Here is a 12586-nt window from a genome sequence, read left to right as displayed (position 1 = left end):
GGGACGCAATCCGTGCTAGGTTGGACTCCTTCAAACCCTGATGGATAAGCCTGCCATGCCCCGAAATATCGAGATAAAAGCCAAGATAGAGAGCATCGAGCTCCTGCTCACCAAGGCACTTGCCATCGCCGATCAGGGCCCCGTCGAGATCGAGCAGGATGACACCTTCTTTCGCTGTGACGCCGGTCGTCTGAAGCTGCGAACCTTGTCCCCCTCGGCCGGCGAGCTCATCTTCTACCGCCGCGCCGATCAACAAGGCCCCAAGGAGAGCTTCTATCAGCTGACCCCGACACATGAACCGGATCGCCTGCGGGAGACCCTCAGCCTGGCCTGGGGCCAGATCGGCAGGGTGCAGAAGAAGCGCACCCTGTTGCTGGTCGGCAGAACCCGGATCCACCTCGATCGGGTGCAGGGGCTCGGCCACTTCCTCGAACTGGAGGTGGTGCTGGAGGAGGACGAACCGCTTGAGGTGGGGATGCAGGAAGCCAACGACATCATGGCACTGCTTGGGGTAGAGCCCTCCCGGCTGATAGAAGGCGCCTACCTGGATCTGCTTCTCCGGCAGCAGGCCTGAATGCAACAAGGCCGCCCGCAGGCGGCCTCCCATACTCTGCCCGGCAGGGCTACTTGACCCGGGCGATGGCGGTATTGAGCCGCATATTGGTTGCATCCAGCCCTGGGGTCTGACCATGAAAGTCGAACTCCAGCCTGACGCCGGGGCGAAACAGCAGACAGTGGGTGGAGCCGCCGAAGTGGAACATGCCGAGCTGATCCCCCTTCTTCACCCGATCCCCCGCCTGCACCGTGATCTCGCAGCTCGACACCTCGGCCATCCCCACCGGCACCACGCACATCAGACCGATTTTGGGGTTGTCCGCCTCGATGAAGATGAGTGCCCGGGTCGCCACCGAGGTGAGGAACGGCTGGGAGTTGTTGGGGGCGCTGGGATCCGCCCCCTGCGGGTCGGCAAAGCCTTCGAACTGGTTCTCCAGATAGTAGGTGCCGTTGACGATGCGCACCTTGCGGATGGTGCCGCTCACCGGGCTGTGCCAGCGGTGGTAGCTGAGCGCGCTGAGGAAGGCCTGGTAGACGGTGCCGCCCTCGAAACGGGGGGCCAGATCGTCAAAATCGAGCATGTTCTCCAGCGAATAGGGCTGCCCCTTGAGCCAGAACTGATCGCTGCGGCTCACCTCCTTGCGCACCTGCAGCGGCGCCGATTCGCAGGCGTTGACGATGACATTGTCATCCGTTGGCGCCGAGACCGGCCGCACTCCGGCCCGAAAACGCCGGGTGAAGAAGTCGTCCCAGCAGCCGAAGCCGTGGTAGTCGGCTGCCGGCTCGCACTCGAAGATCTGCTCGAAACTGCCCGGCGTGGGGTTGGGCCCCTCCCCGACCGCTTCGTTCGCCACCTGCACCATCTCGGCCTTGGCCGCCTTGCCGAGCCAGGGCACCACCAGGGTCTCGCGATCCAGCCGGCTTACCGGCTCGGTCAGCACATAGCGGGAAGCCGGGCTTTGCAGGAACTGGGCCCAGTAGTCGAGGATCTTCTTGAACTGCTGGTTGACCAGGGCATTGGCAAAAAACTGGTAGCCGGAACGGGTGGCCATGGGCCAGTCGAGCAGGGCATTGATGGGAAAGCCGATGAGGCCGGACGGTTCCTGGCTGGGGATGTCCTGATAGGCCTCGGGGGCCGTGGTCATGATGCCATTGAGCAGACCGAGGAACTCCTCGAACGAACGCACCTCAGGCTGACCGAGCGGGGTCTGGTGCTTGTGGCGCCAGGCCTCCTTGAACATGGCCTCGGCCTGGGCATGCAGCGCCGGGTCGGCATTGACCAGGTCACGCAGCTCGGCGATGGGGGGGACTAGCGCCCTCGGCTGCTGGTTCACGTAGTGCTTGATCCGCCGGATCCAGCGCTCGACATGGGCCCCATCCTGGGGGATCCAGCCGCCGGGTCGGGACTTGTTCAATCGGGTTTCCACTGCCTTGTTCATGGTTCGCTCTCCTCAGCTGATGTTCACGCCCACAATCCACGGCTTGAGCATTGAGTGCCGACCTGCCAGCGGCATGCCAGGGCACCGACCCTGTTATGTAGCACAGGGGGCCCGGCAGCACGATTGCCAGAAACGACAGGGCAGAGTGGCGCAATAGCGACTAGCGGTTGGGATAGACGGGTATGGAGAGAGCAACCAGGCCAGGAGAGCAGGCGGCACAAGGGATGTGCAAAAGGAGAGTGGCAGGCCCGGAAAAGCGAAAAGCCAGCTCAATGAGCTGGCTTCTCTGAAAATGGCAGGGGCGGCAGGACTCGAACCCGCAACCATCGGTTTTGGAGACCGCTGTTCTACCAATTGGAACTACGCCCCTGCAACAAACGAGGCGTAGTATACAAAGCGGGTTTCAAAGGTAAAGGCTTTTTTCTCACTTTCGGTGCGATTGCGCAAAGGACGAGCAGATCCTGCCAATTTATGCAGCTCCAATGGGTAACTTGCTGTATTTACAGCCTTGTTTGGGTAGGAAACTGACCGCAATGGGGGTAGGGTTAAGCTTGGGGCCAGGCAATGAAGGGGGCTGCACATGCTCAATTACCGGTTACTGCAACAACTTGCACCGCTCAACTTCAGGGATGAAAGCAAAACCGAGACGCTGCCCGACTATCTGGCGCGGGTCGCCCCGCTGGTGCCCTTCATTCCCGAAAATGTGCTCATCCAGTGGATTTATCGCCATTGGCGCGGTTTTGAGTCCAACTGGAGCTTTATCGATCTCGCCCGCCATCAGTTTGAGTGCGAGAGCTGGCCCACCGCCCGGATCATCGACCAGATAGATTCCCGCCATATGGAGGTGATCGAACGCTGGGGCGAGATGCTGCGCAGCAACCGCTACGTGCGCAGCTCCTGGCTCGGGGAGAGGATGTTGCGCGAAGGGAGCTGGCCAGAACCCATCATAGTGCTGGCATCGACGGCAGGGGACAGCTACCCGAACGGACAACCCCTGCCCCACCCCTACTGCCTGCTGGAAGGGCACCACAGGCTCGGCTATCTGCGCGCCATGGTGCATGATGACGAGCCACTGCAGCCCCAGCATCAGGTGTGGGTTTGCCGACCTGTTCGCAGCACTTAAACGTTTTTCTGCGCAAATCTTGCCTTTGAAATAAATTTTTGACAATTCAAAATGCGACTCTATAATCTGTCCGGTTTGAAAAAAGGTCAGGACAGGACGATGCAGTTTTTGATGAAAAAAACAGCCTTGCAGACGGGTGGAGCGCACCAGAGCGGCCCCGTTGTTTCCGGTTCCCGACCCACAGATCCCCAATTGTTTTCAAAAAAAGCCCCTGTTTCAGGGGCTTTTTTTTGTGCCCGAAAAACCTTCATTGATGTCAAAGGGAATGCAGACGATGGCCAATCCACTCTATAAGAAACATGTCATCTCCATCACGGACCTGACCCGGTCTGAAATGGAACTGGTAGTCTCAACCGCACAACGGTTGAAGGCCGAGCCCGACACCCGCTTGCTGAAAGACAAGCTGGTCGCCAGCTGCTTCTTCGAAGCCTCTACCCGCACCCGCCTCTCCTTCGAGACCGCGGTGCAGCGCCTGGGTGGCAACATCATCGGCTTCGCCGACGGTGGCAACACCAGCGCCAAGAAGGGTGAAACCCTGGCCGACTCCATCAAGATCATCGGTTCCTACACGGATGCGGTGGTGATGCGTCATCCGAAAGAGGGGGCGGCCCGCCTCGCCTCCGAATTCTCCCGCGTGCCGGTCATCAACGGCGGCGACGGCTCCAACCAACATCCGACCCAGACCCTGCTCGACCTCTTCTCCATCCGCGAGACGCAAGGGCGCCTGGACGGCCTCAACGTCGCCTTCGTCGGTGACCTCAAGTACGGCCGCACCGTGCACTCCCTGGCCCAGGCCCTCAGCCTGTTCAACTGCCGCTTCTTCTTCATCTCGCCGGAAGCGCTGGCGATGCCGGACTACATCTGCGAAGAGCTGGAAGAGAAGGGCATCCAGTTCAGCGTGCATGAAACTATGGAAGAGGTGATGCCGGAGCTCGACATCCTCTACATGACCCGGGTCCAGAAAGAACGCTTCGACGAGACCGAGTACAAGCACATGGCCGCCAAGTTCGTGCTGGAACTGGCCACCCTGGAAGGGGCCAAGCCCACCATGAAGATCCTGCATCCCCTGCCCCGCGTCGACGAGATCGACGTCGCGGTCGACAAGACGCCCCACGCCTACTACTTCCAGCAGGCGGAGAACGGGGTCTATGCGCGCCAGGCACTGCTGGCTCTGGTACTGAACGAAACTGTCTAACGGAAAGGGGAACATCATGTCTGACAAGAACCAACTGCAAGTCGAAGCCATCCGTCACGGCTCCGTCATCGACCACGTCCCCGCCGGCCAGGGCATCAAGATCCTCAAGCTGTTCCAGCTGGTAGAGACCCAGGAGCGGATCACCGTCGGCTTCAACCTCAAATCCGGCGCCCTCGGCAAAAAGGATCTCATCAAGATCGAGAACACCCGCCTGACCGAGCAGCAGGCCAACCAGCTGGCGCTGTTCGCCCCCAAGGCGACCGTCAACATCATCGAAGACTTCGCGGTGGTGAAGAAACACCAGCTCAAGCTGCCGGAGTTCATCGCCGGGGTGTTCCACTGCCCCAACTCCAACTGCATCTCCCACAACGAGCCGGTGGAGAGCTACTTCCGGGTGCGCGAGGTGAAAGGCGCGGTACGGATGAAGTGCAAATACTGCGAGAAGTCCTTCACCCAGGACATCGTCAGCGAACGCTACTGAGAACCAGACTCAAAAAGATATCCAGGTGGGCCCCAAGGGGCCCATTTTTGACCCCTGTCACATCACCAAATAACCAGTTGGTTATAATTTGCCATCCAAAGAGAGCTATTCCCGCTCATTTCCTGCCAGTGCATTGATTGCCAGTATTTTTTGCTGATATTCAGCAAATGCGGCAGATATCGAGCGTTTACCGTCGGTCATCATCAAAGGAATTCGCCGTGGTCAAGACCCTCAGCCGTCCCGTTGCCCAAGAGCCCGATCTGGCCCAGCTGGATGCCTGTCGCCAGATCATCGGCCAGCACTGCTACAGCACCCAGGAAGAGATCCGCCGCGAGCTGTCGGAGCGCGGCTTTGCCGATATCAGCCAGTCCACCATCTCCCGCCTGTTGCGCCGCCTCGGCGTCGCCAAGGCGCAGAATGCCAACGGCAAGAAGGTCTACACCCTGCTGGACGAACAGCTGGAACCCGCCGGCAGTACCCGCTCCATTCACGATATGGTGCGCGCCGTGGTGCACAACCAGCAGATGGTGTTGATCCATACCACGCCAGGGGCCGCCACCGTGGTGGCCCGTCTGCTGGATCGCAACGCCAATCCCGAGATCATGGGCGCCGTCGCCGGCAACGACGTGGTGCTGGTCGCCCCGCGCCACATCAGCCGCACCCGTCAGGCCCACGCCGCCGTGATACGCACCCTGGAACAGGCGCGCTAGCCCTCCCCCAATGCAGCAAGGCGACCCAGGGTCGCCTTTTTGCTGTCTGCCAGTCGGCTTTTTATCCCATCCGTGCGCTGTCTGGGCCCGCCTCGTGGTCGGCCATAAAAAACGGGAGCCAGTGGCTCCCGTTTTTACGGCTATGTCTGTCGGTGTTTATGCCAGCACGGCACCCAGGCTCAGGCAGACCACGATCAGCACGGTCAGCAGGCCGAGCAGCGGGGCTACCCATTTCAGCCAACGTACATAGGGTACCTTGGCGATGGCCAGGCCACCCATGACCACGGCGGAGGTCGGGGTCACCAGGTTCACCAGACCGGAGGCTGACTGGTAAGCGGTGACCACCAGCTCGCGGCCCACGTTGGCGAAGTCAGCCAGCGGCGCCATGATCGGCATGGTCAGCACGGCCAGGCCGGAGGAGGACGGCACCAGGAAGGAGAGCACCACTTCCAGCACGAACATCACGTTGATGAACACCACGGTGGAGAGGCCGGTCACTATCCCTTCTGCACTGTGCAGTATGGTGTGGGTGATCATGCCGTTGTCCATCACCACCACGATACCGCGGGCGATACCGATGATCAGGGCCACGCCGAGCAGGTCGCGGGCACCGTCGATGAAGTTGGAGGTCAGCTCCTCCTCGCTCATGCGGGAGATGACACCGACTATGATGGCGGCAGCCAGGAACACACCGGAGATCTGCGCCATCCACCAGCCCAGCACGGCCACCCCGTAGATCATCACGGCGAAGGCGGCGACGAAGATGCCCAGCACTATCTTGCGAGTAAGAGTGAACTCCAGCATCTGGTCGCTCTTGTTGCCGAGGAAGTGGGCACGGTTCTCTTCCCACTTGTCAGCCACCAGGGACTTGCTGGGGTCGCTGCGCACCATCTTGGCGTAGCGCATCACATAGGCCACGCAGAGCAGCCAGCCGGCCACCAGCATGGCGACGCGCAGCCAGATGCCATCGGTAAAGGAGATGCCGGCGGCGTTGGCGGCGATCACGGTGGCAAACGGGTTGATGGTGGAACCCAGAGTACCGATACCGGCCCCCAGCAGCACGGTGGCGGCGGCGACGACCGGGTCGAAGCGGGCGGCCATCATCACAGGCACCAGCAGGGTGTAGAACGGCAGGGACTCTTCCGCCATGCCGTAGATGGTGCCCCCTGCGGCGAACAGCGCCATCAGGATCGGGATCATCCACTCTTCACGGCCACGCAGGCGGTCGGTCACCCGTTCGATACCGGCATCAATGGCACCGGTCTTGGTCACTATGCCAAGAAAACCACCGATGATCAGGATGAAGAGGGAGACGTCGATGGCGCCTGCCTCGTAGGTGTCATGGTTGTAGAGACCATCGATCGGCGCCAGCAGCACGTCGACGATCCCCTGGGGATTGCCCTCTACCAGCTTGTAGGTACCGGCCACCGGCACTTCCTTGCCGAGGGCTTCGTTCATGGTCATTTCGTATTTGCCGGCCGGCACTATCCAGCTCAGGGCGGCCACCAGGGCGATCAGCACGAACAGTATCGTGTAGGCTGACGGGAACTTGAATTTGGTCATGGTCCAGCTTCCTTCTGTGGGTGTGGTATCCATGCAGGCTGCGGGTCGTAGGGTTGGAGGTATTATGCCGCTGTCACATGGTCGAAAAGCCGGGGGTCACCCCCCGGCACCACTACTGCGACCTTAGTCGCCCAGCGTAGCAACCATCACTGCCTTGATGGTGTGCATCCGGTTTTCGGCCTCGTCGAACACGATGCTGTGCTCGGATTCGAACACGTCCTCGGTCACTTCCAGGCCTTTCATGCCGTATTTGTCTGCCACTTCCTTGCCCATGGTGGTCTCGTCGTTGTGGAACGCCGGCAGGCAGTGCATGAACTTCACATCCGGGTTCTTGGTGGCGTTGATGACGTCCATGTTGACCTGATACGGGGTCATCAGTTTGACGCGCTGATCCCAGGCTTCTTTCGCTTCACCCATGGAAACCCAGACGTCGGTGTAGAGGAAATCGGTACCCAGCACACCCTCTTTCACATCTTCGGTCAGGGTGATGCGTGCGCCTGTCTCTTCGGCGATCAGGCGGCACTTGGCAACCAGCTCTTCTTCCGGCCAGAAGGCTTTCGGCGCGACCAGGCGGATGTCCATGCCCATCTTGGCGGCACCGACCATCAGGGAGTTACCCATGTTGTTGCGGGCGTCCCCCAGGTAGGCGAACTTGATCTGATCCAGGCGTTTGCCCTTGCCGTGCTCCAGCATGGTCATGAAGTCGGCCAGGATCTGGGTCGGGTGGAATTCGTTGGTCAGGCCGTTCCAGACCGGGACGCCGGCGTGGGCACCCAGCTCTTCGACGATCTCCTGGCCATAGCCACGGTATTCGATGCCGTCATACATGCGGCCCAGTACCCGGGCGGTGTCTTTCATGGACTCCTTGTGACCGATCTGGGAACCGCTCGGGCCGAGGTAAGATACTTGCGCGCCCTGGTCGAAGGCCGCCACTTCAAACGCACAACGGGTACGGGTGGAGGTCTTCTCGAAGATCAGGGCGATGTTCTTGCCGGTCAGGTGTTTGCGCTCATAGCCACCGTATTTGGCTTTCTTCAGGTCGATGGCCAGATCGATCATGTATTGGATTTCGCGCGGGGTGAAGTCCAGCAGTTTCAGGAAGTTACGGTTACGCAGATTAAAAGCCATGATGAGTTCTCTCTATATTTGTTTCAGACCAATTCAGGCAGTAGTGTTGACTACGCATTCTCAGTACAGATGTAGGTAATTACGCATTCACGGTACGGGTGGCGACGATATTGGTGCCGGCTTCGCCCTTGAGGATGGCCAGGCCATCGTCCAGTGCACCTATGCCGACCATGCCGCCGGTCGCCTTGACGAATTCGCAGGAGGCTTCGACCTTGGGCCCCATGGAGCCTGCGTCAAACTTGACCCCGGCCAGCTCGTCCGGGCTGGTGATCCGCAGCGGACGCTGGGTCGGTTTGCCCCAGTCCAGGTAGACGGCATCGGCATCGGTCAGGATCAGCAGGGCGTCGGCCTTGATCTGCTTGGCCAGGTAGGCGGCAGACATGTCCTTGTCGATGACGGCTTCGATGCCGGTCAGGCTCTGGCCATCCCAGGTCACCGGGATGCCGCCACCACCGGTACAGATGATGAGGTGGCCCTGGGCGATCAGGGTTTCGATGGCGTCGCCTTCGACGATGCGCTGGGGCAGCGGAGACGGCACCACGCGGCGGAAGAACTTGCCATCGGCCTTCACCACCCACTGCTTCTCTGCAGCTAGGGCGCGGGCTTCTGCCTCTTCGTAGACGGGACCGATGAATTTGGTCGGATTGACGAAGGCCGGATCTTGCGGGTCAACCTGCACCTGGGTCAGCAACGCGGTGACGTTGCGGCTCGGCATCAGGTTCTTCAATTCCTGGATCAGCATGTAGCCGATCATGCCCTGAGACTCGGCACCCAGCACATCCAGCGGATAGGGGGATACCTTGGTGTAGGCGCTGTTCTGCAGAGCCAGCAGACCGACTTGCGGGCCGTTGCCATGCACCAGCACCACGTTGTACTCCTGAGCGATCAGGGCGATGGTCTTGGCAGCGGTGGCGATGTTCTTGCGCTGGATATCTGCTTCGAGCGGCTCGCCACGACGGAGCAGGGCATTGCCACCCAGGGCGACGACGACAGTTGGTTTTTTCATGAGTGTTACTCTCGAGTTTGGTGCTGTGTGGCGCCAGCCTCTGCCGGCGCCACGCCGTCTTGTTAGATGCCGTCGCGTTCCATCGGGCAGCTCATGCAGCGGGCGCCGCCGCGGCCACGTCCCAGCTCTTCACCCGGGATGGGCAGCACAGTGATGCCGGCCTTGTCGTACTTCTCGTTGGTGTAGGTATTGCGCTCGTAACCCACCACCACGCCGGGGCGCACGGTCAGCACGTTGTTGGCATCGTTCCACTGCTCGCGCTCGGCCTCGAAGGTGTCGCCACCTGTGGTGATGAGCTTGAGCTGATCGACCCCCAGTGCCTTCTCGATGGCGGTGACGAAGTAGCCCTCTTCCTTGATGTTCATGCCGGTGGCACCGCCCGGAGTCAGGCTCCAGCAGTTCACATCCTTGCGGATGACTTCCGGATAGACGGAGAAGGTGTCTATGTCCATGTGGGTCATGACGGTATCCAGGTGCATGCAGCTGCGGTGTTTCGGCAGTTGCATGGCGATGACCTGTTTGGCCTGGCCGTGCTTGAACAGGCCGCGAGCCAGGTGCTCGACCCCTTGCGGTGTGGTGCGCTCGGACATGCCGATGAGCACGGCGCCACGACCGATGACCAGTACGTCACCCCCTTCGATGGTGGAGTTGTCGTAGTCGCGATCCTCATCACCGAAGTACTTGATGAAATCCTGACCGGCAAACTGCGGGTGCCAGCGATAGATGGCCTTCACGTGGTTGGTTTCGCGACGGCGGGCCGGTTTGGCCATCGGGTTGATGGAGACGCCGCCATAAACCCAGCAGGAGGTGTCACGGGTAAAGAGGTGGTTGGGCAGCGGTTCGATGATGAAGTCGGTCGGTGCGTGCATGCCCACTACCATGTTGACGCCGCTGTAGGGCATCTCGGAGTAGGTCAGGCCACCGGAGAGAATGCGGGCCAGCTCGCGGTGTGGCATGTCAGCCAGGAAGCAGCGTACGTCGTTGGCAAAAGAAGTGCCGAGGCGATAGTCGGAGACCTGATGTTGCAGCAGCCAGGTTTTGGCTTCCGGCACGTCCAGGGTTTCCGCCAGCAGATTGGTCAGCAGGAAAACTTCGACATTCTGATCGCGCAGTACCTGAGCGAATTTGTCGTGCTCCTGACCGGCACGTTCAACGGACAGGACGTCATCGAACAACAGATCCTGGCAGTTGGAAGGAGTCAGACGCTTCAGACTGAGGTTGGGGCGGTGCAACATGACACGGCGCAATTGGCCAACTTCAGAACCTACATAAAATTTGCTCATGATTATATTCCGTCTAGCAGTGGTCCCTGCGAGTGATTGAATAGATTCCTTCTATTCATGCTCGTGGCTAAGGCGGGATATTCTTTATGTAGGGTAATCAGCTTGTGTTCTATCCTGCCCTTGCCTTTCGAGACCGAGGTTAGACCTGCCAATCACGATAAACTTAGACATTGATCACATTCACCCAGAACTGAATAATTTCACGGTTTATTCTTTGATAGGGGTAACAGAACTGACAATCTCCCATTCACCTATCCCGTTTAAATACGCACTTTCTTCGGCACATATTTCATATTTTACCTTGTTTCATTCACGTCAAATATCTACAAAGGGATAAACACAAAAACAAAAATCCTTTAATTTCATGAAGATAAAAACGCAACAAACACAGAGTGAATTTTATATGCAGATATTTGAATTTTCCGCGCTCTTTACGAGGCGCTCGCAGCAAATAAAAAGTCACGGCCAGGCTTCGCGCTGAATAATCTGTTTGTTGTTCCAGATCATGGCATCGCGTCTGTTCCGCTTGCCGGGCCAGACTACAGGCAGTGTTGCCTCTTCACCTCTTATATGGATATGCACGAATTGCGCATCTTGGCCGGCCAATTTTCAACTGGCCGGCGCAGGGGCTTTTTCAAACTTTTTTCATTAGTTGAATTTATTTCAGCAGCTTGCACCGCAAGCCGGCTCGGCTTAACTCAGAAAGTGATCAGGATCACACCTGTTATGTCACCAAGGAGATAGCCATGAAGATGAAGTCACTGCTGCTGCTTTCCACTCTGCTGCTGCCCATGACCCCGGCACTGGTCCATGCGGAGGGTGCCCCTGCCATGCCATTGGTGGTGTGCCATGTCGATCAGGCCCCACAGATGCTGGTACCCGCCTACCTGTGTCAGTGGCATGGCGGCAGCCAGCACTACTGAACGAAACTCCGGGAGGAGGTCTTCTCCTCCTGGCTTGTCATGGCCCAACCCCCTCCTATACTCAATGCAGCTGTTTTTCATAGGGATAGGAGACGGTCATGATCCTGCTGGTCGGTGGTGAGAAAGGAGGGAGCGGCAAGAGTTGCCTGGCCCAGAATCTGGCGGTCTACCTCAGAACCCAGTTTCACGGCGAAGTGCTGTTGGTGGACTGCGATCCGCAGCGCACCACCTCGGACTGGATCCAGGAGCGCAACGACAATCCGGATCTGCCCCAGATAAACTGCGTCCAGCTCTACGGCAACATCCGCAACGATCTGCTCAGCCTGAAGAACCGCTATGACTACCTGATCGTCGACTGTGGCGGCCAGGACAACCGGGCACTGCGTTCCACCATGGCCGTCGCCACCCATGCCCTGATCCCGCTGCGTCCCAAGCGCCGCGATCTCAAGACTCTGCCGCACATGGAAGACCTCATCACCACCTGCAAGATGGTCAACCCGACCTTGCGGGCTGCCGTGGTACTGACCCAGTGCCCCGCCCTACCCAACCAGGCGAAGCGGATACTGGAAGCCAAGGAGGTCTGCTCCTCCTTCGGTGTCGACGTGCTCAATTCCATCACCTATGGCCGCAACGTCTACGACGACAGCGAGGAGAAGGGATTGTCGGTGATGGAGATAGAGCCGGATGGCAAGTCTGCCGAAGAGATCCGCGCCATCGCCAAGGAGTTTCTGGAGCTGGGGGTATGAGATGGGACTTGCCGACCTGAAGAAGAAACACAATCTGCATCACCAAAAGAAGTTCACCATAGACGAGTTCATCGAGGACGCGGATTTTTATGCCAAGGGCAAGCCCAAGGTCGTCAGCCTGGAGCTGACTCTGCATCGGGACGAGGCTCTGACCGCACTCGCCTTCATCGAGAGCGGTGAACATCTCAAACCCAGCTTCAAGAAAGCCACCTTCTCGCTCAGCACCACGGCCATCGATGAGCTTGGCAACCTGACCCAGCAAGACGGCATGAACAAGTCCCTGCTGCTGCGGTTGTTTACCCACTACTTCTCCTCCCTGAGCCCGGAAGAACGCCAGACCATCTATGAGCGGCTGCAGGCACACAACTGACGCTATCTTCCTCCAGCCATGCTTCGTTGCCAGCATGGCCCTTATCTGTTCGTCTCCCCTTTCT

At 59.2% G+C, this 12586-nt stretch carries 14 protein-coding genes and 1 tRNA gene; 9 read left to right on the top strand and 6 right to left on the bottom strand.

Annotated features, from left to right (window positions below; all coding sequences use genetic code 11):
* The first annotated feature begins 55 nt into the window (after positions 1 to 55).
* A complete protein-coding gene (locus AB5Y95_RS17595) occupies positions 56 to 574 on the top strand; it encodes a class IV adenylate cyclase (protein ID WP_368161719.1) in 519 nt (172 codons plus the stop codon).
* Positions 575 to 623: 49 nt separating this feature from the next.
* On the opposite strand, the gene AB5Y95_RS17590 is transcribed toward AB5Y95_RS17595, so the two are convergent.
* Both AB5Y95_RS17590 and AB5Y95_RS17585 read right to left on the bottom strand, forming a co-directional pair.
* A complete protein-coding gene (locus tag AB5Y95_RS17590; protein ID WP_214454596.1) occupies positions 624 to 1994 on the bottom strand; it encodes a phosphatidylserine decarboxylase family protein in 1371 nt (456 codons plus the stop codon).
* A gap of 293 nt (positions 1995 to 2287) precedes the next feature.
* Positions 2288 to 2364 (bottom strand) — tRNA-Trp (locus tag AB5Y95_RS17585).
* 210 nt (positions 2365 to 2574) lie between these two features.
* Between AB5Y95_RS17585 and AB5Y95_RS17580 the strand changes: the two genes are divergently transcribed.
* The 5 genes from AB5Y95_RS17580 (at position 2575) to AB5Y95_RS17560 (ending at position 5503) form a co-directional block, all read left to right on the top strand.
* Positions 2575 to 3117: a hypothetical protein gene (locus AB5Y95_RS17580; RefSeq protein WP_005306461.1), complete on the top strand. Its 543-nt coding sequence runs from the start codon at positions 2575 to 2577 to the stop codon at positions 3115 to 3117.
* A gap of 99 nt (positions 3118 to 3216) precedes the next feature.
* On the top strand, positions 3217 to 3411 hold the full coding sequence (locus AB5Y95_RS17575) for a hypothetical protein (RefSeq protein ID WP_368161718.1): 195 nt from the start codon (positions 3217 to 3219) through the stop codon (positions 3409 to 3411).
* Positions 3392 to 4312: an aspartate carbamoyltransferase gene (pyrB, locus tag AB5Y95_RS17570; protein WP_368161717.1), complete on the top strand. Its 921-nt coding sequence runs from the start codon at positions 3392 to 3394 to the stop codon at positions 4310 to 4312. Before AB5Y95_RS17575 ends, pyrB begins: the two co-directional genes overlap by 20 nt.
* 16 nt (positions 4313 to 4328) lie before the next feature.
* Positions 4329 to 4793, top strand: coding sequence for an aspartate carbamoyltransferase regulatory subunit (gene pyrI / locus AB5Y95_RS17565; protein ID WP_005306465.1), 465 nt, complete (start codon positions 4329 to 4331; stop codon positions 4791 to 4793).
* 218 nt (positions 4794 to 5011) lie between these two features.
* Positions 5012 to 5503 carry an arginine repressor gene (locus AB5Y95_RS17560; RefSeq protein ID WP_368161716.1) on the top strand — a complete coding sequence of 164 codons (492 nt, stop codon included), beginning with the start codon at positions 5012 to 5014 and terminating at the stop codon, positions 5501 to 5503.
* Between the two features lie 156 nt (positions 5504 to 5659).
* Here the strand turns inward: AB5Y95_RS17560 and AB5Y95_RS17555 are convergent, their stop codons facing one another.
* The 4 genes from AB5Y95_RS17555 to arcA all read right to left on the bottom strand — a co-directional run bounded on the left by AB5Y95_RS17555 (position 5660) and on the right by arcA (position 10483).
* Positions 5660 to 7066, bottom strand: a complete 1407-nt coding sequence (locus AB5Y95_RS17555) for a YfcC family protein (protein WP_005306469.1) — start codon at positions 7064 to 7066, stop codon at positions 5660 to 5662.
* Between the two features lie 123 nt (positions 7067 to 7189).
* On the bottom strand, positions 7190 to 8194 hold the full coding sequence (argF, locus tag AB5Y95_RS17550; RefSeq protein WP_005306471.1) for an ornithine carbamoyltransferase: 1005 nt from the start codon (positions 8192 to 8194) through the stop codon (positions 7190 to 7192).
* A 79-nt stretch (positions 8195 to 8273) separates the two neighbouring features.
* A complete protein-coding gene (gene arcC, locus AB5Y95_RS17545; protein WP_010635806.1) occupies positions 8274 to 9200 on the bottom strand; it encodes a carbamate kinase in 927 nt (308 codons plus the stop codon).
* Between the two features lie 62 nt (positions 9201 to 9262).
* Entirely contained in the window at positions 9263 to 10483 is a 1221-nt protein-coding gene (gene arcA / locus AB5Y95_RS17540; RefSeq protein ID WP_017764826.1) for an arginine deiminase, read from the bottom strand.
* Positions 10484 to 11229: 746 nt separating this feature from the next.
* On the opposite strand from arcA, the gene AB5Y95_RS17535 reads away from it, so the two are divergent.
* From AB5Y95_RS17535 to AB5Y95_RS17525, 3 genes are all read left to right on the top strand, one after another.
* On the top strand, positions 11230 to 11406 hold the full coding sequence (locus tag AB5Y95_RS17535) for a hypothetical protein (protein WP_368161714.1): 177 nt from the start codon (positions 11230 to 11232) through the stop codon (positions 11404 to 11406).
* 98 nt (positions 11407 to 11504) lie between these two features.
* Positions 11505 to 12152, top strand: a complete 648-nt coding sequence (locus AB5Y95_RS17530; RefSeq protein WP_005306480.1) for an AAA family ATPase — start codon at positions 11505 to 11507, stop codon at positions 12150 to 12152.
* A gap of 1 nt (position 12153) precedes the next feature.
* Positions 12154 to 12522, top strand: coding sequence for a hypothetical protein (locus tag AB5Y95_RS17525; protein ID WP_005306483.1), 369 nt, complete (start codon positions 12154 to 12156; stop codon positions 12520 to 12522).
* The last annotated feature ends 64 nt before the right edge of the window (positions 12523 to 12586 follow it).

The sequence above is a fragment of the Aeromonas sp. R5-3 genome, assembly GCF_040908225.1.
Taxonomy (GTDB): domain Bacteria; phylum Pseudomonadota; class Gammaproteobacteria; order Enterobacterales; family Aeromonadaceae; genus Aeromonas; species Aeromonas dhakensis.
Note: the sequence above shows the minus strand (reverse complement) of the source record. Positions and strands in the feature narration are given on the sequence as shown.

What these genes read in the sequence shown, in the direction of transcription:
- AB5Y95_RS17535 (WP_368161714.1), top strand. Translation starts at nt 11,230, where the DNA reads ATGAAGATGAAGTCACTGCTGCTGCTTTCCACTCTGCTGCTGCCCATG.
- AB5Y95_RS17555 (WP_005306469.1), bottom strand. Translation starts at nt 7,066, where the DNA reads ATGACCAAATTCAAGTTCCCGTCAGCCTACACGATACTGTTCGTGCTG.
- pyrI (WP_005306465.1), top strand. Translation starts at nt 4,329, where the DNA reads ATGTCTGACAAGAACCAACTGCAAGTCGAAGCCATCCGTCACGGCTCC.
- arcC (WP_010635806.1), bottom strand. Translation starts at nt 9,200, where the DNA reads ATGAAAAAACCAACTGTCGTCGTCGCCCTGGGTGGCAATGCCCTGCTC.
- AB5Y95_RS17530 (WP_005306480.1), top strand. Translation starts at nt 11,505, where the DNA reads ATGATCCTGCTGGTCGGTGGTGAGAAAGGAGGGAGCGGCAAGAGTTGC.
- AB5Y95_RS17590 (WP_214454596.1), bottom strand. Translation starts at nt 1,994, where the DNA reads ATGAACAAGGCAGTGGAAACCCGATTGAACAAGTCCCGACCCGGCGGC.
- AB5Y95_RS17525 (WP_005306483.1), top strand. Translation starts at nt 12,154, where the DNA reads ATGGGACTTGCCGACCTGAAGAAGAAACACAATCTGCATCACCAAAAG.
- AB5Y95_RS17575 (WP_368161718.1), top strand. Translation starts at nt 3,217, where the DNA reads ATGCAGTTTTTGATGAAAAAAACAGCCTTGCAGACGGGTGGAGCGCAC.
- arcA (WP_017764826.1), bottom strand. Translation starts at nt 10,483, where the DNA reads ATGAGCAAATTTTATGTAGGTTCTGAAGTTGGCCAATTGCGCCGTGTC.
- pyrB (WP_368161717.1), top strand. Translation starts at nt 3,392, where the DNA reads ATGGCCAATCCACTCTATAAGAAACATGTCATCTCCATCACGGACCTG.
- AB5Y95_RS17580 (WP_005306461.1), top strand. Translation starts at nt 2,575, where the DNA reads ATGCTCAATTACCGGTTACTGCAACAACTTGCACCGCTCAACTTCAGG.
- AB5Y95_RS17595 (WP_368161719.1), top strand. Translation starts at nt 56, where the DNA reads ATGCCCCGAAATATCGAGATAAAAGCCAAGATAGAGAGCATCGAGCTC.
- argF (WP_005306471.1), bottom strand. Translation starts at nt 8,194, where the DNA reads ATGGCTTTTAATCTGCGTAACCGTAACTTCCTGAAACTGCTGGACTTC.